The sequence below is a fragment of the Actinoplanes sp. SE50/110 genome, assembly GCF_900119315.1.
GTDB lineage: Bacteria > Actinomycetota > Actinomycetes > Mycobacteriales > Micromonosporaceae > Actinoplanes.
The window spans coordinates 8077593-8100479 of sequence record NZ_LT827010.1; the positions used below are offsets into that span (position 1 = coordinate 8077593).

At 71.9% G+C, this 22887-nt stretch carries 24 protein-coding genes; 8 read left to right on the top strand and 16 right to left on the bottom strand.

What is annotated here, in order from left to right; all coding sequences use genetic code 11:
- Window positions 1-205: 205 nt before the first annotated feature.
- On the bottom strand, window positions 206-400 hold the full coding sequence (locus ACSP50_RS36000; RefSeq protein ID WP_014694254.1) for a hypothetical protein: 195 nt from the start codon (window positions 398-400) through the stop codon (window positions 206-208).
- Window positions 401-1132: 732 nt separating this feature from the next.
- Here ACSP50_RS36000 and ACSP50_RS36005 point away from each other — a divergent pair.
- From ACSP50_RS36005 to ACSP50_RS36015, 3 genes are all read left to right on the top strand, one after another.
- Window positions 1133-2635, top strand: coding sequence for a DUF3492 domain-containing protein (locus ACSP50_RS36005; RefSeq protein WP_014694255.1), 1503 nt, complete (start codon window positions 1133-1135; stop codon window positions 2633-2635).
- A 1-nt stretch (window position 2636) separates the two neighbouring features.
- The gene (locus tag ACSP50_RS44475) at window positions 2637-5195 is read left to right on the top strand and encodes a hypothetical protein (protein ID WP_014694256.1); all 2559 of its coding nucleotides are present in this window, start codon (window positions 2637-2639) and stop codon (window positions 5193-5195) included.
- Between the two features lie 73 nt (window positions 5196-5268).
- On the top strand, window positions 5269-5838 hold the full coding sequence (locus ACSP50_RS36015) for a spherulation-specific family 4 protein (protein WP_014694257.1): 570 nt from the start codon (window positions 5269-5271) through the stop codon (window positions 5836-5838).
- Window positions 5839-6021: 183 nt separating this feature from the next.
- Here the strand turns inward: ACSP50_RS36015 and mutM are convergent, their stop codons facing one another.
- The 9 genes from mutM to rsmD all read right to left on the bottom strand — a co-directional run bounded on the left by mutM (window position 6022) and on the right by rsmD (window position 12221).
- Window positions 6022-6879 (bottom strand): bifunctional DNA-formamidopyrimidine glycosylase/DNA-(apurinic or apyrimidinic site) lyase, encoded by an 858-nt coding sequence (mutM, locus tag ACSP50_RS36020; protein WP_014694258.1) that lies wholly within the window; start codon window positions 6877-6879, stop codon window positions 6022-6024.
- Window positions 6880-6920: 41 nt separating this feature from the next.
- Entirely contained in the window at window positions 6921-8120 is a 1200-nt protein-coding gene (locus tag ACSP50_RS36025) for a mannosyltransferase family protein (RefSeq protein WP_014694259.1), read from the bottom strand.
- On the bottom strand, window positions 8098-8835 hold the full coding sequence (gene rnc / locus ACSP50_RS36030; protein ID WP_014694260.1) for a ribonuclease III: 738 nt from the start codon (window positions 8833-8835) through the stop codon (window positions 8098-8100). Before rnc ends, ACSP50_RS36025 begins: the two co-directional genes overlap by 23 nt.
- The gene (locus tag ACSP50_RS36035; protein ID WP_369793976.1) at window positions 8828-9739 is read right to left on the bottom strand and encodes a phosphate acyltransferase PlsX; all 912 of its coding nucleotides are present in this window, start codon (window positions 9737-9739) and stop codon (window positions 8828-8830) included. The genes rnc and ACSP50_RS36035 overlap by 8 nt, the downstream gene beginning before the upstream one ends.
- Window positions 9740-9763: 24 nt before the next feature.
- Window positions 9764-9937: a 50S ribosomal protein L32 gene (gene rpmF, locus ACSP50_RS36040; protein WP_014694262.1), complete on the bottom strand. Its 174-nt coding sequence runs from the start codon at window positions 9935-9937 to the stop codon at window positions 9764-9766.
- 5 nt (window positions 9938-9942) lie between these two features.
- On the bottom strand, window positions 9943-10506 hold the full coding sequence (locus ACSP50_RS36045; protein WP_014694263.1) for a DUF177 domain-containing protein: 564 nt from the start codon (window positions 10504-10506) through the stop codon (window positions 9943-9945).
- A gap of 72 nt (window positions 10507-10578) precedes the next feature.
- The gene (locus ACSP50_RS36050) at window positions 10579-11076 is read right to left on the bottom strand and encodes a hypothetical protein (protein ID WP_014694264.1); all 498 of its coding nucleotides are present in this window, start codon (window positions 11074-11076) and stop codon (window positions 10579-10581) included.
- Window positions 11077-11181: 105 nt separating this feature from the next.
- On the bottom strand, window positions 11182-11661 hold the full coding sequence (gene coaD, locus ACSP50_RS36055) for a pantetheine-phosphate adenylyltransferase (RefSeq protein ID WP_014694265.1): 480 nt from the start codon (window positions 11659-11661) through the stop codon (window positions 11182-11184).
- Window positions 11658-12221 (bottom strand): 16S rRNA (guanine(966)-N(2))-methyltransferase RsmD, encoded by a 564-nt coding sequence (rsmD, locus tag ACSP50_RS36060; RefSeq protein WP_014694266.1) that lies wholly within the window; start codon window positions 12219-12221, stop codon window positions 11658-11660. Before rsmD ends, coaD begins: the two co-directional genes overlap by 4 nt.
- A gap of 417 nt (window positions 12222-12638) precedes the next feature.
- Here rsmD and ACSP50_RS36065 point away from each other — a divergent pair, with 417 nt between their 5' ends.
- The gene (locus ACSP50_RS36065; RefSeq protein ID WP_014694267.1) at window positions 12639-14153 is read left to right on the top strand and encodes a hypothetical protein; all 1515 of its coding nucleotides are present in this window, start codon (window positions 12639-12641) and stop codon (window positions 14151-14153) included.
- A 122-nt stretch (window positions 14154-14275) separates the two neighbouring features.
- On the opposite strand, the gene ACSP50_RS36070 is transcribed toward ACSP50_RS36065, so the two are convergent.
- From ACSP50_RS36070 to ACSP50_RS36080, 3 genes are read right to left on the bottom strand one after another with little or no spacing between them, the layout of a single operon-like run.
- The gene (locus tag ACSP50_RS36070; RefSeq protein WP_014694268.1) at window positions 14276-14611 is read right to left on the bottom strand and encodes a DUF952 domain-containing protein; all 336 of its coding nucleotides are present in this window, start codon (window positions 14609-14611) and stop codon (window positions 14276-14278) included.
- Window positions 14608-16788, bottom strand: a complete 2181-nt coding sequence (gene recG, locus ACSP50_RS36075) for an ATP-dependent DNA helicase RecG (RefSeq protein WP_014694269.1) — start codon at window positions 16786-16788, stop codon at window positions 14608-14610. The genes ACSP50_RS36070 and recG overlap by 4 nt, the downstream gene beginning before the upstream one ends.
- Entirely contained in the window at window positions 16785-18359 is a 1575-nt protein-coding gene (locus tag ACSP50_RS36080; RefSeq protein ID WP_014694270.1) for a DAK2 domain-containing protein, read from the bottom strand. Before ACSP50_RS36080 ends, recG begins: the two co-directional genes overlap by 4 nt.
- Window positions 18360-18516: 157 nt before the next feature.
- Here ACSP50_RS36080 and rpmB point away from each other — a divergent pair, with 157 nt between their 5' ends.
- Window positions 18517-18708, top strand: coding sequence for a 50S ribosomal protein L28 (rpmB, locus tag ACSP50_RS36085; protein ID WP_014694271.1), 192 nt, complete (start codon window positions 18517-18519; stop codon window positions 18706-18708).
- A 52-nt stretch (window positions 18709-18760) separates the two neighbouring features.
- On the opposite strand, the gene ACSP50_RS36090 is transcribed toward rpmB, so the two are convergent.
- Window positions 18761-19225 carry a GNAT family N-acetyltransferase gene (locus tag ACSP50_RS36090; protein WP_043512859.1) on the bottom strand — a complete coding sequence of 155 codons (465 nt, stop codon included), beginning with the start codon at window positions 19223-19225 and terminating at the stop codon, window positions 18761-18763.
- A gap of 29 nt (window positions 19226-19254) precedes the next feature.
- Window positions 19255-20193, bottom strand: coding sequence for a thiamine-phosphate kinase (locus ACSP50_RS36095; RefSeq protein WP_014694273.1), 939 nt, complete (start codon window positions 20191-20193; stop codon window positions 19255-19257).
- 97 nt (window positions 20194-20290) lie between these two features.
- Between ACSP50_RS36095 and ACSP50_RS36100 the strand changes: the two genes are divergently transcribed.
- Window positions 20291-20524 (top strand): Lrp/AsnC family transcriptional regulator, encoded by a 234-nt coding sequence (locus tag ACSP50_RS36100; RefSeq protein ID WP_014694274.1) that lies wholly within the window; start codon window positions 20291-20293, stop codon window positions 20522-20524.
- Between the two features lie 3 nt (window positions 20525-20527).
- Window positions 20528-21181 carry a DUF3515 family protein gene (locus ACSP50_RS36105; protein WP_014694275.1) on the top strand — a complete coding sequence of 218 codons (654 nt, stop codon included), beginning with the start codon at window positions 20528-20530 and terminating at the stop codon, window positions 21179-21181.
- Here the strand turns inward: ACSP50_RS36105 and ACSP50_RS36110 are convergent.
- Entirely contained in the window at window positions 21178-22281 is a 1104-nt protein-coding gene (locus tag ACSP50_RS36110) for a D-alanine--D-alanine ligase family protein (protein WP_014694276.1), read from the bottom strand. The two genes, ACSP50_RS36105 and ACSP50_RS36110, sit on opposite strands and share 4 nt — an antisense overlap.
- A gap of 109 nt (window positions 22282-22390) precedes the next feature.
- Between ACSP50_RS36110 and ACSP50_RS36115 the strand changes: the two genes are divergently transcribed.
- On the top strand, window positions 22391-22837 hold the full coding sequence (locus ACSP50_RS36115; protein ID WP_014694277.1) for a hypothetical protein: 447 nt from the start codon (window positions 22391-22393) through the stop codon (window positions 22835-22837).
- The last annotated feature ends 50 nt before the right edge of the window (window positions 22838-22887 follow it).

Here is a 22887-nt window from a genome sequence, read left to right on the forward strand (position 1 = left end):
TAATGCGCTACGCCATGGCGTGATCACGCGTGGTGCTTGTCACGCTGACCATCCGCGTGTGGCCTTTGCCGTTCTCATATCCCGCACAAAAAACTGCGCGCCGCCACGGATGTGGAGGCGCGCTTTTCTTTGATGCGTTGTGGTGCATTCGGGGGATGATCGCCGGTCAGTCACCCCGCAGAAACGTCCCGGCGGTCGGTGGAGCTCAGGTCAGGGCCGGCTCGGTCAGCCGCAGAATGTCGTCCGCCTCGGCGGCCGCCGCCGCAAGACGATCATTCTCCGCCCGGAGGCGGGTGATCTCGAACTCCAAGGATTGCACCCTGGAACGCAGTCGGGTGACCTCGTCGAGCAGGCGCCGATCGGGCGCCGCACCTACGTGGCCGTAGAGGGCCTTCGCCATCGTGACTCCTTGTGACGCGGTGCGTCTCGTATATGAAATGCTTCGCCGGGAACGGCCGGCCATGACGCGCCCAGCGCAAACTGCCGCACCGAAGCACTCACGGGCACGCGTGAGCACAGAATCCCGCCACTGCTGTGGTGGAATCCTTTAGGTGCTTAAGCTCAAGCCACGAAGCGGGCCGGGGCATGAGTGGGCGCGACTGGCGACCCCTCCATAGTCCGCCCCTACCCCTACTCCGTCAAGCCGAGCGCATGCAGCAGCGCGGCCGACGTTAGTGAATCACGCCACCAGGGGTTCTTGAACAGCGAATTTGCGTGTTCAAGGCGGTTTTGTCGCCCACAGTGAGACACTGCCCGATCATCTCACTCGACGAAGTTCGATCAACACCGTACGCGTCGGTGACACCTGCGGGCCACTCATTTGATCAGGAAAATCCCGCGTCCGCTCACCAACCACCGACCCCACCCACCCCACTGCGCGCCACCCACGCCGCCGACGGGCCATCATCTGTCGATGCCGTGGGCGAATGGTGGCATCACCCGCCGAGAACGCCAGGGCCGGATGCCCGCCACCCATCGCACCCGCAGCAGCCGCGCACTACCCCCCGAACACCGTGGCCTTTCGGGCAAAAACGGGCAAACATGGACGACAAATTAGGACATAAGGGTCTTATTTCTGTCGCCTAGCTGACATGCTCCGCTAGCCCGGGGGTCTTCTGTCGTTGCCTCCAGCGTGAATCCGACCCCGTCCCGCGAGCGCATCTGTCTGCTCACCGGCGGCGGATACCCGTACCGCCGGGACGCCCTCGGAGGATGGTGCCGGTCGCTCGTCGAAGGACTGCACCGCTTCCGCTTCGAGCTGCTGACCGTCACCGACCGGGAACTGCCGTCCGCGCCCGCCTACCCGCTTCCGTCCCATGTCGCCTCGTCGCGCGTCGTCGCGCTGGGCCGGGAGCCGGCCGGTGCCCAGCGCCGCCGCGCGCACCTGCCCGGCGGTGCCGGGGACGCGGTCGCCCAGCTCTGTCACGGCCTGCTCGACGAGACCGCGACCGACGTGTTCGCCGAGGGTTTGCGCACCATCGCGGAGATGGCGGTGAACCGGCCGAGCCCGCTGCCCCGCCTCCCACTGGCCGACAAGCTGATGGACGCGTGGCGCTGGGGGCCGCAGCCGGTCCCGGACACCCTGCCGAAGCTCAGCGTGCGCGACGCCCGGACCGCCGCCATGCTGCTGCGGCACGCGTTGCGGGCGCTCGCCGTACCGTTTCCCGAAGTGGATCTGGTGCACTGCGTGGGCGGCACCACGCCGCTGCTCGCGGCGCTCTCCGGCCGGTGGCGGACGGGCACGCCACTGCTGCTGACCGAGGCGCGCACCCCGGTCACCCGGCAGCGGCCGGCCGAGGAACGCCTGTCACCCGCGGTCCGACTGGTGCTGCGGCGGTTCCGCAGCGCGGTGGCCCGGACCGGGTATGCCGAGGCGGAGATCATCGCGCCACTGAGCGCGTACCACCACGGCTGGGCGCTCAATCTGGGCGCCGAGCCGACCCGGCTGGTACAGGTGCCGGTCGGGGTGGATCCGAAGAGCTTCCCGGGCGCTGCCGAGCTGGAGGATCCGCCGACCGTGGTGTGGGCCGGCAGCGGTGGTCCGGACAGTGGGCTGACCCTGGTGCTGGACGCGTTCACCGAGGTGGCGGCGGCTCTCCCGGGCGCCGTGCTGCACCTGGTCGGGGTGACCGCCGCGCACGAGGAGCACTGCGCCGACCAGATCGAGTTGACCGGGCTGGGCCGGGCGATCCGGCTGCATCCGCTGCCCGCCGACCCGCGGGAGCGTTTCACCGTCGGCCAGGTGGTGGCGCACGTGCCGGGCCCGTCCGACCCGCCGTACCGCCTGGTCGAAGCCATGATGTCGGGTCGCCCGGTGGTGGCCGTCGACATCGGCCCGGCGGCCGAGACGCTCGGCGACACCGGGGTGGTGGTGCCCGCCGACGACCCGTCCGAGCTGGCCATCGCGATCGTCGAGCTGCTGCGGGCGACACCGCGCCGGCGGGCGCTGGGCGACGCGGCCCGGCAGCGCGCGCTGAACCACTTCACCGTCGACCGGGTGGTGCGGGTGTACGGCGCTCTCTACACCGATCTTGCCGCGCCGCCCCCGGCGCCGGCTTTCGAACTGGCGCTCGCCGTTCCGGCGCCCCGGACCGAGACCCCGGCCACGTTGCGCTGGCTGACCAGGGAGGACTGAAATGACGATCACTCCCCCACGCGGGACCGCGGGAGGCTCGCGGACCGCTGCCCGCACCCGGCGACGGCGTGCGCCGGCGCCGGGCGAGCCCCGGCACGGGTTCGGCGGGCCGGGCCCGGAGGAGATGCCCGGTGCGCGGCGGCGGCCTCCCCTCCCGGATCGCTACGAGGAGAATGCCGATGCGGTACGCCGTCAGCACGGCCCCGCCGCGACCGACGGGCTGGGGGCGCGGCTGTACGAGGTGATGTCGGACTCCGAGCGGGAGACGGCGGTCGCCGAGACGCTGCTGTTCGTGAAACCGGCCGTCGGCGACGAGCCGCCGCCGGCCCCCGAGCCCGGGCCGTTCCCGGCCGCCGGGGACCCGGTGCCGCCGGCCGAGACGCAGCTCTTCCCGGCGCCGGCGCCCGAAGCGGCCGGGGCGAACCCGGACTTCGAGGGGCTGCCGGCCGCCGAGACGATCCTGTTCACCCGGCCGGCCGGGTGGAACGTCGCCGCGGAACCGGATGCGCCGCCACGGCGGGAAGTGACGCCGCTGACCGAGACGTTCCTGTTCGGGACGCCGGCGCGGCACGCGCAGGAGCCCCGGTCGCCGATCGACGGGGCGGCGGAGACGCTGCTGTTCGCCGGGCTGGCGCGGGCGCTCGCCACCCAGCCGGAGGAGACCACCGGCGAGGATCCCGCGGAGACGGCGGGGGAGGCTCACGCGTACCGCGCAATCGGGGAGAGGGACCACCGCGGCGCGGGACGTGGACAGCGGGCCTGGGTGGAACGGGATCGGAATGCGGCGCAGCCGCTTCCGGGAGACACACCGCGACCTCGGCGGGAGTGGGCGTTCCCGGATGAGTTTAATGTGGGCGAAATGCCCGAGTATGATAGCGGAAGGCCGGGTCGGGTCGTTCCGCGGCGGCGTTCCCGCGCCGCCGATCCGGAGATTCCCAACGGCGCCTGGAACGCCCGCTACCAGCAGTGGGAGCTGGACCAGAGCCGCGACGCCGAGGCCCCCATCGTTGCGGAGCCCTTCATCCCGGAGTCCTTCGCCGCGGAGTCGTTCGCCGCCGAGCCCTTCGCCGCGGAATCCTTCGCCGCGGAATCGTTCGCCGCCGAGCCCTTCATGGCGGAGTCGATCGTCGCCGAGCCGTTCGCGGACGAGCCCTTCGCCGCGGACGAGCCCTTCGCCGCGGAACCCTTCGCCGCGGAACCCTTCGCCGCGGAACTCTTCGCCGCGGAACCCTTCGCCGCGGAACCGTTCGATCTGCCGGATCCGGAAGGCTCGCGGGAGCTGACCCCGGCCCGCCTCGCCAAAGCAGCCGCCGCCGAAGCCGCCTGGCGCGCCTTCGCCGAAGGCGACCGCGAACCCGGTGCCGAGATCCGCACCGGCCGGCGCGCCAAACGCCGCTGGGCCCCGACCTTCCTGCTCCCGGTGATCCTGCGCTGCCTGCTCTACCTCGGCCCGCTCAGCGTCACCGTGGCCGCGGCCGGCGCGCTCAGCCGGGTCGCCTGGCCCGTCCCCGCCGTCACCCTGCTCCTCGGCTGGGCCGCCGCCCAGGCCCTGACCAGCGTCGGCGTCACCGTCGCCCGGCGGGCCGGGCCGGAAGCCGCGGTCCGCCTGATCGGCGCCGGCTTCGCCGCCGTCACCGCGCTCTGGTGCGCCCTGGTCTGGATCGCCCCGGCCGGCCTGCTCGGCCCCGACCGCCTGCTCGCCGCCGCGGTCGGCGCCGGCGGACTCGCCGCGCTCGCCACGGTCACCGCCGCCCTGGTCACCCGCGCCGAGAGCGCGGTGATCCTCTGGTACATCCCGTGCTGGCTGCTGGCCGCCGCCGTGCTCGCCACCGCCGCCGGGGCCGGTTGGACCCGGCACGTCCCGGTGGAAACGCTGCTTCCGGCCGCGGTCGTCGCCGTGGTGATCCGGGCGTTCCGCCCCGCCGTGCTGCTCGGCCGCGAATGCCGCATCCCGCGCCTGACCGCGGCCGAACGCCGTCGCGGCCTCGCCTACCTGGTCATCGGCATCTCCCAGGCGGTCTGTGTCGCCCTGCTCTGGCGATCCGGTCCGGCTGTCACCCCCGCCCCGGCGGCGCTGCCCCTGCTGCTCGCGGTGCCCATCCTGGAAGCGCTGATCGGCTGGCACACCGCCCGCATCGAAGCCGGCCTCGATTCCGCCGGATCCGTCGACGACCTGAACCGGCACATCCGCAACGTCACCGCGATCACGCTGGCCGGCCTGCTGCCCCCGCTGGCCGCCGGCGCGGCGCTGGCGGTCGCCGCGTACCGCCTGCCGGCCGGTCTGACCGGCACCGCCGGCAGCCGTGACGCGGTCCTCGCCCTGGCTGCCGGCACCCTGCTCGGCGGGGTCTTCGCGATCACCTTCCTGCTCGCCGCCCGCAACCGCACCGGGATCGCCGCCACCCTGGCGGCGGTGCCGCTGTCGACGCTGGCCATGCCGCTGCTACAGCAGCGGGGCTCCGGGCCGCTGGCAGCGGCGGTGGCGGTACTGGCGGCCACCCACGTGGCCGGGCTGATCATCGTCGGCCTGACCGCCGCCGATCTGCGGAGGAACTCATGATCCGGACTTTCCCGCCCGCGGTCGCGCTCCCGGCCGCCGCCTCGATGACCGCCGCCGACCTCCGGAGGACTCCGTGAAGACCCTGTTCCCCGCGTACGCCCATCCCGGCCCCGAGCTGCAACTCGACGCCGACACCTGGATCGTCCGGGAACATCCCGGCGACCGGCGCACCCTGCACCAGTCGCTGGGCCGGATCGACCTGGACTGGGGCAGCCGCTCGCTGGCCGACGTCCTGTCCGACGTGGACGCCTGGCGGGCCGACGGCGTCGAGGGCCTGTTCCTGGACCGCGCCCCGGCCGGCTCCGGCGGCGTCGGCCCGGTGGCCCTCACCGTCCGCCTCGCCGCCCGCCGCGGCCTGCACCGGGTGGTGCTGAACCCGGGCGTGCCGACCCACCCCCTCTACCGCGACCTCGGTGTCCGGATCTGCACCTTCGAGGGTCCCTGGTCGGCCTACCAGAGCTGGGACGGCGACGGCACCCGACCGGGCGACGGGCACATCGTCCACGGCGTCCCGGCCGGGCTGCTCACCGCGGCACGCCGGCTGATGGGTCGCCGCGGCGCCGGCTTCGGTCTGGCCACCGACGCCGGCCCGGACCTGAGCCCGGCCGGCGCTCCCGGCGGCGGCGCCCACAGCGCCGACTGATCCGCGGTACGCGGGTAACCCGCCCGCCCCGGCCCATCCGGCGCCGCGCCTCACCGGCGCGGCGCCCGTTACTGGCGCGGCTTCCGTTACTGGCGCGGCACCCGTTACTGGCGCGGCACCCGTCAGCGGCGCGGCGCGGGCCAGGCAGCCCAGGGTCAGGCAGCCGGGTTCAGGCAGCTCGCGTCAGGCGGCGTGTGTCAGGCGGGGTTTGGGCTGGCAGCGGGGGCAGCTGAACGAGGAACGGTTCATGAAGCTCTCCCGTCGCATGATCGCCCCGCAGCGTTTGCAGGGTTCGCCCTCGCGGCCGTAGGCGTTGAGCGAGCGGTCGAAGTAGCCGCTCTCCCCGTTCACGTTGACGTACAGCTCGTCGAAGCTCGTCCCGCCGGCCACGATGGCTTCGCCGAGAACGTCGCGGACGTGCTGCAGCAGGCGGGCGACGGCCGGTCTGCTCAGTTTGTCGGTGGGCCGGGTGCCGTGCAGCCGGGCGCGCCAGAGGGCCTCGTCGGCGTAGATGTTGCCGACGCCGGAGATCAGGGACTGGTCGAGGAGGGCGCGTTTGACCTCGGTGTGCCGGCCGCGGAGGCGGGCGGAGAAGGCGTCGTCGTCGAAGAGCGGGTCGATCGGGTCGCGGGCGATGTGCGAGATCTCGGCGGGCAGGTCGGCGCCGCCCTCCGAGACGGACAGGCCGCCGAACGTGCGCTGGTCGACGAAGCGCAGCTCGGGGCCGTCGTCGGTGAAGCGGAACCGGACCCGCAGGTGTTTCTCGTCGTCGGCGGTGCCGGGCTGCATCAGGAGTTGGCCGCTCATCCCCAGGTGGGCGATGATCGCGTCGCCGGAGTCCAGCGGCAGCCACAGGTATTTGCCCCGGCGGGCGACGTCCAGGATGGTGCGGCCGGTCAGCATGGCGATGAAGTGGGTGTCGCCGGGCAGGTGCCGGCGGATCGCCCGGGGGTGGTGCACCTCGACCGCCGAGACGGTGCGGCCGGTCACCCACTTGGCCAGGCCCATCCGGACGGTTTCGACCTCGGGTAGCTCAGGCAACGGGGGTCCTCACATGGCATAGGGGGCGGGGCGTGCGGCCGTCACATCGTGTAGGGCCAGACGGTGATCAGGTAGGCGCCGTACCAGAGGCCGAAGGCGGCCCAGGCGGTGATCGACAGGATCGCGACCCGGGGGCGGGCGCGGGCGGCGGCGAGGACTGCGGGCAGCAGGGTCAACAGTACGGGCAGCAGCAGGCGGGGCTTGGAGTGGTAGAAGCCGGCCTGGCCGTAGACGAGGATCATCGCGACGACGCCGTAGACCGCGAGTGGCGGCCACGGTTTCTGGGCCAGGGCGACGCCGGCGGCGGCCAGGGCGACGAGCAGGATCAGGCCGACACTGACCTGCACCCAGCCGTCGCCGCTGGTGAACGTGTCGTGCAGGAAGCGGACCGTGCTGCGGCCGTAGTCGAAGGACGTGCCCCACCCCGCCGTCTGGATCTTGAACCAGGCGGTCCAGTCGCCGACCCGCCAGCCGACCCAGCCCAGGAACAGGGGGACACCGGCCAGCGCGGTCGCGGCCGCCGCCAGCGGTTTGATCCTGTTGGGTTCGTCACGGAGGGCCATCACGGCGGCGACCGCCAGGGCGATCGCGGCGGCGGCACCGGTCGGGCGGGTCAGGGCGGCGCCGAGGCCGAGTACGGCGGCCGGCAGCCAGGCGCGGCGGTGCGCGGCGGCCAGCATGCCGGCGACGAGGGCCAGGAACAGGCTTTCCGAGTACGCCATGGACAGCACCACCGACACCGGTGCCGAACAGCAGATCGCCACCAGCGCCCACCCGGCCCGCTTGCCGTACAGCGTGGTGCCGAGCAGGTGCAGCGCGACCGCTGCGCCGATCGAGGCGAGCCAGGCCACCGCGACCGCGGCCGTGCCGGGCGCCACGCCGAGCGCCGACACCGCGCGGATCAGTGACGGGTACAGCGGGAAGAACGCGAGCTCGTTCGCCTGCAGCACGTGGTTCTCGTCGTAGGTGTAGCCGTGCGGGTAACCGTTGTTCGCCACCCGCAGGAACCAGCCGCCGTCCCAGACCAGCAACCGCTGCCACACCCCGCCGTGCGACGTCGACGCGCCGCCCAGCCACCAGATCATCAGGAGCTGGCCGACCCGGGTCAGCGCGAGCAGCCCGACCGCGACGGCGACCCCGGGACCGCCGCCGGCCTTCTCCCACAGGGTCTGCGGGGCGGCGGGCGGCTCCGGGGTGTCCGTCACGGCCGGCGCCGCCTTACTCGGGCTTGTCGTCGCCATCTGCTTCGCTCCGCTCGGTGAGCATTCGCCAGGCGGCCGCGGCGGCCCGCTGCTCGGCCTGCTTCTTGCTGCGCCCGTCGGATCCGCCGTAGCGGACCCCGGCGACCACCACCCAGGCGGTGAACGTCTTGGCGTGGTCCGGCCCGGAGTCCTCGATCACGTAGTCGGGCACGCCCAGCCCGAGGGCCGCGGTCAGCTCCTGCAGGCTGGTCTTCCAGTCGAGCGCGGCGCCCCGGCCGGCCGATTCGGCCATCAGCGGGTCGAACAGCCGGTGGATCACCTCGCCGGCCGTCTCCAGGCCGTGCTCCAGGTAGATCGCGCCGAGCAGCGCCTCCAGCGTGTCGGCCAGGATGCTCGCCTTGTCCCGGCCGCCGGTGGTCTCCTCACCCTTGCCGAGCAGCAGGTGCGGGCCGAGGCCGCCGTCGCCGAGTCCGCGGGCCACGTCGGCGAGCGCGTGCATGTTGACCACGCTGGCCCGCAGCTTGGCGAGCTGACCCTCGGGCAGGTCGGGGTGGTTGTGGAAGAGCGCCGACGTGATCACCACGCCGAGCACCGAGTCGCCGAGGAACTCCAGGCGCTCGTTGGTGGGCAGCCCGCCGTTCTCGTACGCGTACGAGCGGTGGGTCAGCGCGCGTTCCAGCAGGTCGGCCTCGAACGGGACGCCGAAGGCTTCTTCCAGGGGCAGGGTGGGGGGACGGCGGCGCTTGTCATTCATGCGATACCTCGTTGTACGACATCATTGCGGCGTTGGCGTCTCGGCGGTGCAGGTCGGCGGCGAAGGCAATGCCCTGGGCGAGGTCCGGGCCGGTGGCGGCGCCGTGGCAGACGACCACGATGCCGCGGACACCCAGCAGTACGGCCGCACGCACCTCGTCGGATCGTTTTCCGGCGTGCGCCGCTTCCAGGGCTTTCAGCAGGATGTTGCCGGTGAAACCGTCGGTGACCACGACGTCGGCGGCGAAGCCGTGCACGACGTCGCCGCCCTCGACCAGGCCGGCGTAGCGCAGCGGCAGTTCCTCCAGCAGCGGCGCGACGGTCCGGCGCAGCCGGTCGCCCTTGCCGTGTTCGGTGCCGATGGTGAGCAGGCCGACCCGCGGCTCGGGGACGTCGTGCACCGCGGCGGCGTAGGCGGCGCCGAGCCGGGCGTGCATGACCAGGGTGTGCTCGTCCGGGTCGACGGTCGAGCCGACGTCGAGCAGCACGAGGCGGCCGGCGGCGGTGGGCAGCACGGCGGCGAGCGGAGGGCGGCGGACTCCGGGTCGGCGGCCCAGGGCGCGTGCCGCGGCGAGCACGGTCTGGCCGGTGTCGCCCGCGGAGACCAGGGCGTCGGCCAGGCCGGCGGCGACCGCTTCGGCGGCGGTGCCGGCGGGCACGGCGGTGATGCGATGGCGCTGCGCCGGATGCAGGGCGGCGAGCACCGCGTCGGCGGCTTCGGCCGGGCCGACGAGGGTCAGGTGCAGGGACGGGTCGTCCGTGACGGCACGCAGAGCGCCGTCAACCACGACGGCGGGAGCATGGTCCCCGCCGAGGAGGTCGACGGCGATCCGCGCGGTGCCCCGCTCCCGTGCGGGAACCGGGGCACCGGTGGAACGCCACTGCTCAGGTACGAGCCGCCCGATGATCGGGCGAGTCACTCGGCGACGTCAGACCTCGAGGACCTGACGGCCGTTGTAGGTGCCGCAGACCGAGCAGGCGGTGTGCGGCAGCTTCGGCGACTTGCACTGGGGGCACGCCACGGTCGAGACCGCGGTCGCCTTCCAGTTCGCCCGGCGCGAGCGGGTGTTGCTGCGCGACATCTTGCGCTTGGGGACGGCCACGGTTCCTACTCCTCGTTACTCGATAGATTGCGCAAAGCGGCCCAGCGGGGGTCGACTTCCTCGTGACTGTGATCAGCGGGAAGGTCGTCGAAGTGCACCCCGCACTCGGGGCACAGCCCTGGGCAGTCCGGCCGGCAGAGCGGATTGGTCGGCAGGGTCAGCACCACCGCGTCCCGTACCGCCGGCTCCAGGTCGATCAGGTCGCCCTGCATCCGGCCGACCTCGTCCTCGTCGGTGGTCTCCTCGGTGGTGCTGTCCGCGTACGCGAACATCTCCCCGATGGTCACCTCGAAGGACCTGTCGATCTCGTTGAGGCACCGGCCGCACTCGCCGTTGAGCGAGCCCCGCACGGCACCGCTGACGTAGACCCCCTCGGAGACCGACGTCATGCTCAGATCGAGCTCGAGGTCGGAACCCTCAGGGACCGAGATCAACTCCAGGCCGAGGTCCGCCGGTGCCGGAACCACCTGTTTCAGGGCACGCGTCGCACCAGGTTGCCGCGGTAGCTTCGTCGTGTCGACGACCAGCGGCTTCCTGGGATCCAGGTGACTCTGCGGTGACTTGGGCATCTTGATCCTCAGCCATGGGTAGGCCGACCGAAAACATTACCTGAGCTTGCCGGACGTCGTCGAATCGGGCTGTCAAAACGGGAGAGGGCGTTCAGCGTCCTCACCCTGGAATGTTCCGATTTCCCGGAGCGCGTGCATCTTGTCACGGCCCCGCTCGATCGATGCCAGCGCCCTGGTCAGGAACTGCTCGAAGTTGGCCAGCGCGGTGTCGACGTAGTCGTCGACCTCCTCACGCAGCCGCTGCGCCTCGGTGCGCGCCTCGGCGATGATCCGGGCGCCCTCGTGCTCGGCGGACACGGTGATCTCGTTCACCGACACCAGGCGGGCGTGCTCGGCCTCGCCCTCGCTGATGATCCGGTCGGCCTCGCGCCGGCCGGCCTCGACGATCCGGTCCCGCTCGTCCAGGACCGCGGCCGCCTTGCGCAACTCGGAGGGGAGCTCGGCGCGCAGCTCCTCGAGCCTTTCGATCATCTCGCCGCGGTCGAACATGAAGTTCGTCCGCGACATCGGCACGGAACGCGCGTCCTGGACGTGCTCGATGAGCTCGTCGATACGGTCGAGCGGATCCACCGGTGCCTCACTCCCGTCGTCGAACCGCCACCCAGCGTGGTGCGATCACGTTACTGTGCCGCCGCCGGGCCGGGTTCCGGCACGCCGGACGCGGCCCGGGTCTCTCTAATTCTGCTTCAGCCGGTTGACCAGCCGGGCCAGCACCGGGTCGGGAAGGTACGCCGAGGCGTCGCCACCCCACTTGACCACGTCTTTGACCAGGCTGGACGATAGGAACGAGTACAGCGGATTGGTGGGCATGAACAGCGTCTCCACACCGGAGAGCCCGATGTTCATCTGCGCCATCTGCAACTCGTAGTCGAAGTCGCTGACCGCGCGGATGCCCTTGACCACCACGGCGGCGCCCTGGTCCCGGCAGAAGTCGACGAGCAGCCCGTGGAAGGACATCACCCGGACGTTGTCGTACGCCGCGGTCACCTCGCTGAGCAGTTCGAGGCGCTCCTCGACCGGGAAGAGTCCGGACTTCGACTGGTTGATCAGCACTCCGACGATCACCTCGTCGAAGAGCCGGCTGGCCCGCCCGATGATGTCGAGGTGCCCATTGGTGACCGGGTCGAAGGAGCCGGGACACACCGCTCGTCTCATGATCGGCGACCGTACCAAAGTGTGGTCTCGCCATAGCGCCGGGTGCGGTCGCCGGTGAGGCCGTCCACCCAGCTCAGCGGCTCGGTACGGGTGGAGCGCTCGAACACCACCACGGCGTCCGGCGCCAGCCAGCCGCCGGCCAGCAACGCTCGTTGCACTGTGTCCATCTCGTCGTTACCCACCGCGTACGGCGGGTCGGCGAAGACCACGTCGTACGGCCCCCCGTCCGGGCGATCGGCGAGCACCTGCAGCACCTTTCCGGTGACCAGGCGCGCGGCCGGGCCGACCTTGAGGGCCACCACGTTGTCCCGGACGACCCGGGCCGCCTTGCTGTCCGATTCGACCAGAAGGACGTGTTCGGCACCGCGGGACAGCGCTTCCAGGCCGACCGCGCCGGATCCGGCATAGAGGTCGGCGAACCGCGCTCCGGACAGATCCGTCATGGTGTCCAGAGCACTGAAGAAAGCCTCCCGGACCCGGTCCGATGTGGGCCTGGTCTGCGCACCGGACAGGGTCTGCAGCCGCCGGCCGCCATGGTCACCCGCGATGATCCTGGTCATCCGCGCCCGCCGAAGTTCCTGAGAAGCACACCAGGACGCTACGCCAGGGCGATACGGGCCCACGCGGAACTCTCCCACGCTCCACTCTCGCCGCCCACTATGAACCGTCGGCGGCCGCGCTCGGGCATTGCTCCCCGCCGCGCGATTTCACCGTAATTGCGGGCTTGTATGAGCACGCTGCGCATCGACGGGATTCCGGACCGTCGACTGAAGATCTCGAATGCGTATCAAGACCCTTGGAAAGGCCTTAACTATTTCCCCGGCGCCGGGACCTGGCTAAGGTCAACGCCGCTGTGTCGTCGGTACGCCGCCGACACGACGGCGCGGGGAGGTGTCGTCGCAGACCGGCTGCCCATCCACAGCGGTCTCCGTTTCTCTTCCTGTGAGTCCCCCCTGTTCCCCTCCGCAGGAGAAGGCGTGAAAATCAAGTCATCGCTTCGCCGCACCGCTAGCCTCCTCGCGGGCGCGGTCATCGGCCTGACGGGCGTCGCGGCCATGGCCGCACCCGCCAGTGCCCACGACGCCTGGGTCACCGGTTCCGCCACGTGCGGCTCGGACGGCAAGAACGTCGTCACCTGGACCCTCACCAACGACTTCGGCACCGACGCGACGGTCAACGACCTCAAGATCCCCGCCGGCGCGACCAAGCCCGTCGACGCGAACGGGCACGAGCTCACCGAGGGCTACGTGCTGCCCCGCCGGCAGAACAACGCGAACGGCCAGGCCGTCTTCACGCAGGTGTTCGACGGCGGCACCGAGGTGCAGCTGTCCTTCACCGCGACGTGGCCGACGGACAACTTCACCGAGTCGTCGCCGAACAACACGGCCAACGTGCAGCTGAAGCAGGACTGCACCCCGCCGGCGCCGGTCTGTGAGGCCACCGCCACCCGGTTCCACCACACCTTCGCGCTGGTCGACGGCAAGTGGAAGGCCGTCGTCAAGCTCGACGACGACTCGAAGCTCTGCAACGACGAGCCGGTCACCCTGGTCTCGTACTTCGCGCCGAAGGCGAGCGACAAGGACGGCGACAACTGGCCGCAGTACGAGTACGAGCACGCCTCGGACACGATCACCGACCAGCACCGCACCGCCACGCTCGACGTCGCGGCCCCGGACTGCAACACCCAGGTCGACCTGTTCTTCGGTGCCGAGAAGGACATCATCAACCCGATGACCCAGAACGGCGCCCGGTACGGCGACCGCAAGCTGGGCAGCGGCAGCGGCCTCGGTGGCCGGTCCAAGGGCCCGCAGGGCTGGTACAACGGCGGCTCCAAGGCCTGCACCACCCCGGCCGTCGCCCCGGTCTCCGACTGCACCGGTGAGCTGACCGTCAACCTCACCAACAACGGCAAGCTCGGCAAGTACGACGTGACCTTCACCGTCAAGTTCGGTGGCGAGACCAAGACCGTCACGGTGGCCGCGGGCAAGTCCGAGGCCGTCAAGGTTCCGGCCGGCGCCGGTGACGTGACCGTCAGCGCCCCCGGGCTGGAGGAGAAGACCTACAGCTGGAGCCGTCCCGAGGACTGCCCGCTGCCGGCCGTCACCATCCAGAACGACTGCACCAACGTGACCGTCGTGATCGACAACCCGAAGGACGTCACCCCGGTGACCGCCAAGGTGACCTACGGCGACCAGACCAAGACCGTCACGGTCAAGGCCGACTCCGAGGAGAAGGCGACCTTCAAGCTGACCGACGTCAAGTTCGCCCTGGTGGACTTCGCCGGCATCAAGATGGAACCGCTCAAGGTCGCGGTCAAGGACATCAAGTGCGGCGCGGTCGGTACGCCGTCGCCCAGCCCCAGCGGTGGCCCGTCCCTGCCGGTGACCGGTGCGGCCGCCGGCAGCATCGCGGGCATCGCGGCGCTGCTGGTCGGTGGCGGCGTGGTGGCGTTCTTCATCGCCCGTCGCCGCAAGGTGAAGTTCACCGCCTGACACCGGTGAGGTTCACCGCCTGACAGCGGAACGCACAGCGCACTCCAGAGAGCGCGTCGGCCGATCGGCCGGCGCGCTCTCGCCGTTTCCGGATCCGGTGGTCGGCGCCGGCCGGGGCGGGTTCAGGGTCGCAGGGGCGCGAAGCTGCCGTCCGGCAGCGGCGGGAAGTCGCGGACCGCGACCACCGCGGTGACCGGCAACGGCCCGTAGATGTGCGGGAAGAGCCGCCCGTCCGGCCCCGGCGGGACGCCCTCCTCCCAGATCACCGGCACGTCCACCCGCGCCGGGTCGATCTCCAGCAGCACCAGGTCGGTGCGGCCGCGGAAGCGCAGCGTCGCCGGCACGTGCACCCACTCCGGGTCGGAGCAGTGGATGAAGCCCTCGGACTCCAGGGTGTCGCCGGCGTAACTGTCGGCAACCGACTCCCAGACCGACCGGGGGCAGAGGTGAACGATCATCCCTTCTCCAGATACTCGGCGCGGTCCTCGTCGACCAACGCGGCGACCGACGCGGCCAGCGCCGGGTAGCGGGTGAGGTCCGGGTCGTCGCCGACCAGCCCGGCCGCCTCGACCCGGGCCTCCTTGATCAGTTTCTCGTCCCGGAGCAGCGACAGCAGCCGCAGATGCGAGTGCTTGCCGGACTGGGACGCGCCCAGCACGTCCCCCTCGCGGCGCTGCTCCAGGTCGATCTCGGAGAGTTTGAAGCCGTCCGTGGTGGCGGCCACCGCATCCAGCCGCTCGCGGGCCGCGGAACCCTCCACCGCCTCGGTGTGCAGCAGGCAGACGCCCGGCGCCGAGCCCCGGCCCACCCGGCCGCGCAGCTGGTGCAGCTGGGAGACGCCGAACCGGTCGGCATCCATGATGATCATGACGGTGCTGTTCGGCACGTCCACGCCGACCTCGATGACCGTGGTGGCGACCAGCACGTCCACGTCGCCGGCGGCGAACCGGCGCATCACCGCGTCCTTCTCCTCGGGCGGCATCTTGCCGTGCAGCATCTCGATCCGCAGACCCTGGAGATACATGTCCCGCAGCGCCGGCAGCACCTCGGTCACCGCGAGCGGCGGACGCCGGGCCGGCTCGTCGTCCGACGGAGGCGACTCGTCCTCGGGACCCTCGCCGATCCGGGGACACACCACGTACGCCTGATGACCGGCCGCGACCTCCTCCCGCACCCGTTTCCAGGCCCGGTCGAGGTAGGCCGGTTTCTCCAGGGCGGGCACCACGTGCGAGGCGATCGGCGACCGGCCGCGCGGCAGCTGGGAGAGCACCGACGTCTCCAGGTCGCCGTAGACGGTCATGGCCACCGTCCGCGGAATCGGCGTGGCGGTCATCACCAGCACGTGCGGCGGCCGGGCGGCCTTGGCGCGCAGCGCGTCCCGCTGCTCGACGCCGAACCGGTGCTGCTCGTCGACCACGATCAGCCCGAGATCCCGGAAGTCGACCCCCTCGTAGAGCAGGGCGTGGGTGCCGACCACGATCCCGGCGCTCCCGTCCGCCACCTTGGCCAGCGCCGCCCGCCGGGCCGCCGCCCCCAGCGAACCGGTCACCAGGGTGAGCTGCGTACCCTCCGGGTCACCGTCGAGCTCACCGGCCCGGCCCAGCGCGCCCAGCTGCGCACCGATCCCGCGGAAGTGCTGGGTGGCGAGCACCTCGGTGGGTGCCAGCAGGGCGGCCTGCCCACCGGCGTCGACCACCTGCAGCATCGCCCGCACCGAGACCAGCGTCTTGCCCGAACCCACCTCGCCCTGCAGCAGCCGGTGCATCGGGTGCGCCCGGGCCAGATCGGCGGCGATCTCCTCCCCCACCGATCGCTGGCCGTCGGTCAACTCGTACGGCAGATCGGCGTCGAACCTGTCCAGCAGACCACCGGGGCGGCGCGGCCGGGCCGTGCCCGGAGCCGCCGCCGCGCGAGCCCGCCGCTGGGCCAGGGTGAGCTGAACCGCGAACGCCTCGTCCCACTTCAGGCGGTGTTTCGCCGAGTAGAGCGCGGCGTCCGAACTGGGCCGGTGGATCTCCCGCAGGGCGGTGCCGATGCCGACCAGATTGCGCGCCGCCCGGACCTCGGCGGGCATCGGGTCGGGCGGCGGCTCGAAGGTGTCCAGCAGGGTGCGCACGCACTTGGCGAGCACCCAGGTGGGCACCGCCTGGGCGGCCGGATAGACCGGGATCAGCGCGCCGGCGAACTCCTCGATCTCCTCGGCCGCCTCGTCCTGCGTGGCGTCCACCTTGAGCAGCTGATAGGCCGGGCCGTTGAGCTGCCGCTTGCCGCGGAACTCGGTGACCTTGCCGGCGAACAGCCCCCAGCGGCCCCGGGTCAGCTCCCGCTCACGCCACGCCTGGTTGAAGAATGTACAGGTCAGGGTGGCCCCGGAGCCGTCACCGATGGTCACCTCCAGCATGTTGCCCTTGCGCTGGCGCATCGGTTTGACGCCGATCCCCTGCACCTGGGCCAGCACGGTGACCTGCTCGCCGACCTCCAGCTGCCGCAGGTCGGTGTGCTCGCCGCGCTCGTCGTACCGCCGGGGGAAGTGGTAGATCAGATCGCCGGCCGTGTGCAGCTCCAGGTGCTCGGCCAGCGCCTTCGCCGTCTTGGCCCCCAGCACCTTGGTCAGCGGGGTGTCGGTCGTGGTCATTCCACTCCTGCCAGCAGGTGGTAGCGGGGCTGGCCGCCGGCGTAGCACTGCAGCTCGATGAACGGCCAGATGCGGTGCACGTGGCCCCGCAGGTCGTCCGCCAGCTCGGCCGGCGCGTCCGCGCCGAGGACCAGGGTGACCAGCTCGCCGCCGCCGCCCAGCATCCGGTCGAGCAGGCGGTGACTGACGTCGGTCAGATCGGCGCCGATCACGTGCACCTCGCCGTCGACCAGGCCGAGCAGGTCGCCGGCGCGGCACGGGCCGGCCACCGTCAGGGCGTCGCGCTGGGCGGTGCAGACCTCGCCGTAGCGGCAGGCGCCGGCCGCCTCGGCCATCGCGATCACGTCGTCGGCGAACGGGCGGGAGTGGTCACGCACCGCGAGGGCGGCCAGCGCCTGCACCGGCGAGCGGGTCGGCACCACGCTGACCCGCAGCCCGGTGGCCTCCGCCTCGCGGGCCGCGGCGGTGGCCACGGCGAGCGTGTTCGCGTCGTTGGGCAGCAGCACCACGGCGGCGGCGGCACAGGCGCGCACCGCGGCCAGCATCTCGGCGGTGGACGGGTTGCGGCCGACCACCACCGCGCCCTCGGCCTCGAAGAGCGCGGTCAGGCCGTCGCCGGCGGCGACGACCACCGCGCCGCGCGACTCGGCGCCGGGCCGCTTCCCGGCCAGCGGGGTGACACTGATCCGGTACGGCCGGCCCGCCTCGACACCCGCCTCCAGCGCCGGGCCGATCGCCTCGGCGGGGACGTGGACGTGCACGTTCCACGTGGGCGGATCGCCGACCACGACCAGCGAGTCGCCCAGCCCGGCCAGGGCACCGCGCAGTCGCTCCACCGCCTCGGGGGGCGCCTCCAGCAGATACTGGACCTCGTAGCCGTGGCCCTCGCAGTGGTCCTCGACGACCGGGGCGGCCGGCAGCGGAACCGGCGGCGGCGAGGGTGAGAACGCCGTCTCCGCCACCGTGTCCACCAGGGCGTCCAGCAGCACGCACAGGCCGCGCCCACCGGCGTCCACCACGCCCGCCCGGGCCAGCTCGGGAAGCTGCTGCGGCGTCCGATCGAGCGCCTCGGCGGCCGCCCGCGCGGCCGCCCGGGCGACGGTGATCAGACTGTCCGACCCGATCCGCCCGGCGCCCTCGGCGGCGGCCGCGACGACCGAGAGCACGGTGCCCTCCACCGGGCGGGCCACCGCCGCGTAAGCCGCCTCGCTGGCCTGCCGCAGCGCGTGCGCCAGCTCGGCGCCGCGGACGGCGACCGCGCTGGCGAACGCGTCGGCCATGCCGCGCAGGATCTGCGACACGATCACCCCGGAGTTGCCCCGGGCCCCGAGCAGCGCGCCGCGCGCCATCCGGCCCATCAGCCGGCCGATCGGCGTACGCGGCTCCTCGTGCAGGGCGGACTCGACCGCCTCCCGTGCGGCGGTGAGGGTGAGCACCAGGTTGGTGCCGGTGTCCCCGTCGGGCACCGGGTAGACGTTCAGCTCGTCGATCTCGCGCTGGTGGGCCCGGAGCGCCTCCAGCCCACCGTCGCACCAGCGGTGCACGGCGGCGGCATCGAGGGTCTCCAGCACGCGAAAATCGTACTAACCACCTCTGACAATCGCTGGGTACGCACCCTGACCGGGGGCGATTGGCTGTCACCCGGCAGCATCGGGTAAGCTCGCCGGGTTGCCTGGGCGAGTATTCCTGGGCGCTTCTCAGTCTTCGTTTCAAACCCAGGAGTATCCCGTGGCTAGCGTGTGCGACGTCTGTGGCAAGGGACCGGGCTTCGGCCACAACGTGTCCTTCTCGCACCGGCGGACCAACCGCCGCTGGAACCCGAACATCCAGTCGGTGCGCACTCCGGCCGGTGGCGGGACGACCAAGAAGCTCAACGTGTGCACCTCGTGCATCAAGGCCGGCAAGGTTGCCCGCGCCTGAGCTCCATCGTGTGGAAACCCGCCGAGTCACCGACTCGGCGGGTTTTTCCTTTCTAGATCTTCTTGCCGTACGAGAGCACGCCCTCGTGCCCCTTGTAGTAGCCGAAGTCCTCGATCCGCACGTATCCGGCCGACTCGTACAGCGCGATCGCCTCCGGCTGCCGGTCCCCGGTCTCCAGGATCACCCGTTCGCAGCCGGCCTCCCGGGCCGACTCCTCGATCGCCGCCAGCATCCGCCGGGCCACCCCGAGCCCGCGCGCCGCGGCCCGGGTGAACATCCGCTTGAGCTCGGCGTCCGTTCCGTGCCGCCGCCACCCGGCGCTGCCCACCAGGGCACCGTCGTCGGCCCGGACGGCCACGAGGAACGCACCGTCCGGCGCAAGGAAGTCGGCCGCCCGGATCGGCGTGTCGTCGCCCGTGCCGCCATACCGCTCGGCGAGGTCGCGCATGTTCTCCGCGACCAGTTCCACCACCTCCGGCTCGTCGAACCGAGCCGTCCTGATCTTGATCTGCACCACGCCGCCAGCGTAATCAGCGACGGCGCCGACTAACGAAAGTGATCCCAGCCCAGCGGCCCGGACCACGGCTTGCGGTCGACGGTGACGCCGGATCCGTCGTGCACCGAGCCGATCTCCCGCCACCCCTCGGGCAGCCGGGTCCCCGCCGGGAAGGTCGCGGCCAGGGGATGATCGTCGCCACCGGCCAGGATCCACTGGTAGGGGTCCACCCCCAGCGCCTTGGCCGCGTCCCGCATCTGATCGGGCACCTCGAAGGCGTCCGACCGGATGTCGATCGCCACCACACTGGCGTCGGCCAGGTGCCCGGCGTCCTGCAGCAGGCCGTCCGAGACGTCGATCATCGAGGTGGCGCCGAGCCGGGCCGCCTCGGGGCCGGCGGCGTACCGCACGGCCGGCCGGCGGTACGCCTCGACCAGCATCTTCGGGGTCCGGAAGCCGCGGGACAGCACGGTGTAACCGGCCGCCGCGTAGCCGATCCGCCCGGACAGGGCGAGGATGTCGCCGGGCTGGGCGCCGGAGCGGCGGACCGGGTCGAGCCCGCCGAGGTCGCCCAGCGCGGTGACCGCGACGGTGAGTGTGGGGCTGGCCGACATGTCGCCGCCGACCACGGCCGCCCCGCAGAGCGCCGCCTCGGCGGTGAGCCCGTCGGCCAGGCCCTCGGCCCAGCCGGCGTCCAGGCCGGCCGGCACGCAGAGCGCGACCAGCAGCGCGGTCGGGGTGGCGCCCATCGCGGCGATGTCGGCCAGGTTGGCCGCGGCGGCGCGATGCCCGACGTCCTGCGGGCCGCACCAGTCGCGGCGGAAGTGCCGTCCCTCGACGAGCACGTCGGTGGAGGCCACCACCCGGCTGTCGGCCGCGCGCACCACCGCCGCGTCGTCGCCGGGACCGAGCAGGGTGGCCGAACCGGCGTCGAGTCGCGACACAATTCGACCAATTAGTCCGAATTCACCGGACTCTGCGATGCTCACGGGCACGTCCTTCGATGGTGGCGTCCCGCTGCCGGGCCGCTTCGTACGGTAGTTTCACTTTTCGGGGATCACCGACGGTGGCGGATAGGAGTCGATCGTGGTCCAGGCATACATCCTCATTCAAACCGAGGTCGGTAAGGCCCGTGACGTGGCCGCGGCGATCGAGAAAATCCCGGGGGTGGTCCGAGTCGACGCGGTCACCGGCCCGTACGACGTGGTCGTACTGACCGAGGCGCACAACGTGGACGAATTGGGCACCCTGATTGTGAGCAAGGTCCAGTACGTGCCGGGTATCACCCGGACCCTCACGTGCTCCGTGGTAAACCTCTGAACCATGGTCGACGTCGACACCCCCGCGAAACCGGACGACAGCACGCCGGACAACACCACCCGGGTCGCCGCCATCTGGGCGACCGCGATCGCGGTGCCGGTGGTCCTGATCGTGGGGCTCGTCGCCTACCTGCAGATCAGTAGGTCGACGACGCCGGCGGCCGACCCGGCGCCGTCGGCGAGCGGCCCGGCCGTGGTGCCCACCACCCCGGTCCGGGTCGACGCGCCCGAGCTGGACGCCCGGGCCGCCCAGGTGTGCCTGGCGGTCACCTCGCAGCTGCCGGCCCGGATCCGGAACCTGCCGGCCCGCAAGGTCAGCGCCGGCCCGGAGCAGAACGCGGCGTACGGCGAGCCCGCGATCACCGTGGCCTGCGGGGTCACCCGGCCCTGGATGTGCGAGAAGGCCGACGACACCTCCGGCACGTGCGTGCCGCTGGTCGCCGACCTTCTGCTGATGGACCAGGTCTGCTGGTATTACACCGAGGGCGCCGGCAAGACCGTCTTCACCACGATGGACCGAGAGGTCCCGGTGCAGGTGACCGTGCCGGCGACGTACGACAAGCGGGCCCAGTGGGCCAACGAGTTCTCCGACATCGTGCTGAAGACCGACAAGTCGATCACCGCCGGCGTGCCGAACGGGTGCGACCCGGGCCGTTAGTGCAGGCCGGTGCCGCGTCGCAGGGCGGTGCGGATCAGCCGGTCGACCACCTTCGGGTACTCCAGGCCGGTGGCCGCCCACATCTGCGGGAACATCGAGGTCGGCGTCATCCCCGGCATCGTGTTGATCTCGTTGAGGTAGACCTCGCCGGCCGCGGTGACGAAGAAGTCGACCCGGGCCAGGCCGGCGCAGTCCAGCGCGGTGAAGGTGCGCAGCGCGTACTCCTGGACCTGCCGGGTCAGATCGTGCGGCAGCGCGGCCGGGATCGTGTAGCGGCTTCCCACCAGGTATTTCGTCGCGAAGTCGTACCAGTCGGCGCCGTCCATGTGGATCTCGGCGAGCAGCGACGCCTGCGGCGGCCCGCCGAACTCACCCTCCAGCACGCCGCACTCGATCTCGCTGCCGACGATCGCCGCCTCGACGAGCACCTTGGGGTCGATCTCACGGGCCTTGGTGATCGCCGCGTCCAGGTCGGCCCAGTCGGTGACCTTGGTGATGCCGGTCGACGACCCGGCCCGCGACGGCTTCACGAACACCGGCAGCCCGAGCCGCTCCTTGTCCGCCTCGGTGAGCGACATGCCGGCCCGGAGCACCGCGTACGGCCCGACCGGGATGCCCTCGGCGGCGGCCAGCTTCTTGGTGAACTCCTTGTCCATGGCGGCGGCCGAGGCGAAGACGTTGGCCCCCACGTACGGAATCCCGGCCATCTCCAGCATGCCCTGGATGGTGCCGTCCTCCCCGTACGCCCCGTGCAGCACCGGGAAGACCACATCGACCCCGGCGAGCTCGGCGAGCTCGGCGACGCCGTCGGCCGGGTCGCGCACGATCAGCTCGGCGGCGGTCGGGTCGGCGGGAAGCACCACCGCGCTGCCCGAGCCGGCGGTGATCTCGGGCAGCCGCTCACCGGCGATGGCGAGCTGCGCCGGATCTCCGGCGGCGAGCACCCAGCGACCCTCCCGGGTGATTCCGACCGGGACGGTCTCGTACTGATCGGGGTCGAGCGCACCCAGGATGGCACCCGCGCTCACGCAGGAAATGGCGTGCTCAGTGCTGCGTCCGCCGAACACGATCGCGACACGGGTCTTCCGGGGGGTTGTCACTCTTCTCTGCGCCTCTCGCTAGCGGGCATGCCGGGGGTGACCCTACTCTGCGTAAGCCAGATGTGGGATCGCGGCGGCCGCTGCCGAGGCAGGGGGAGACGAACAGTTCATGGGACCAGCACTCCACGTGATCGCCGGGCCGGGGCCGGGGCAATTGGCCACCATGGCACACCCCGGTGACACCCCGTGGTCACCGCCGGAACTCGCCGCTCTGGCCCGGGCCGGCGTGCACATCCTGGTCTGTACCGCGCGGCACCGTCCGCCCGCGACGGCCGGCGTCGGGATCGAGCTGATCGACTACCCCGATCCGGACGAGACGGCTCCGCGCCGCGAGGCCACCGAGATGGTCGCGCTGGCCACCCGGCTCGCCCGGGAGGTCCGTTCCGGTCGTTTCGTGGTCACCCAGTCGAGCGCCGAACTCGGCCGCACGACCCTGCTCGCCACCATGACCCTGGCGCTGCTCGGCATCCGTCCGGGTGAGGCCCTGCGCCGGATCGGCGTCGCCCCGGGCCAACCGGTCGCCCAGGAGTGGCTGCACGACTTCGTCGCCCGTTGACGGCGAACCCCGGCAGCGATCAGGACGATCGCGGCGTACGTCGCGCCGCA

Bases quoted from the DNA above. Each gene is read 5' to 3' on its own strand.
- ACSP50_RS36000 (WP_014694254.1), bottom strand. From the start codon at position 400: ATGGCGAAGGCCCTCTACGGCCACGTAGGTGCGGCGCCCGATCGGCGC.
- ACSP50_RS44475 (WP_014694256.1), top strand. From the start codon at position 2,637: ATGACGATCACTCCCCCACGCGGGACCGCGGGAGGCTCGCGGACCGCT.
- ACSP50_RS36025 (WP_014694259.1), bottom strand. From the start codon at position 8,120: ATGGCGACGACAAGCCCGAGTAAGGCGGCGCCGGCCGTGACGGACACC.
- rnc (WP_014694260.1), bottom strand. From the start codon at position 8,835: ATGAATGACAAGCGCCGCCGTCCCCCCACCCTGCCCCTGGAAGAAGCC.
- ACSP50_RS36045 (WP_014694263.1), bottom strand. From the start codon at position 10,506: ATGCCCAAGTCACCGCAGAGTCACCTGGATCCCAGGAAGCCGCTGGTC.
- coaD (WP_014694265.1), bottom strand. From the start codon at position 11,661: ATGAGACGAGCGGTGTGTCCCGGCTCCTTCGACCCGGTCACCAATGGG.
- rsmD (WP_014694266.1), bottom strand. From the start codon at position 12,221: ATGACCAGGATCATCGCGGGTGACCATGGCGGCCGGCGGCTGCAGACC.
- ACSP50_RS36070 (WP_014694268.1), bottom strand. From the start codon at position 14,611: ATGATCGTTCACCTCTGCCCCCGGTCGGTCTGGGAGTCGGTTGCCGAC.
- recG (WP_014694269.1), bottom strand. From the start codon at position 16,788: ATGACCACGACCGACACCCCGCTGACCAAGGTGCTGGGGGCCAAGACG.
- ACSP50_RS36105 (WP_014694275.1), top strand. From the start codon at position 20,528: ATGGTCGACGTCGACACCCCCGCGAAACCGGACGACAGCACGCCGGAC.
- ACSP50_RS36115 (WP_014694277.1), top strand. From the start codon at position 22,391: ATGGGACCAGCACTCCACGTGATCGCCGGGCCGGGGCCGGGGCAATTG.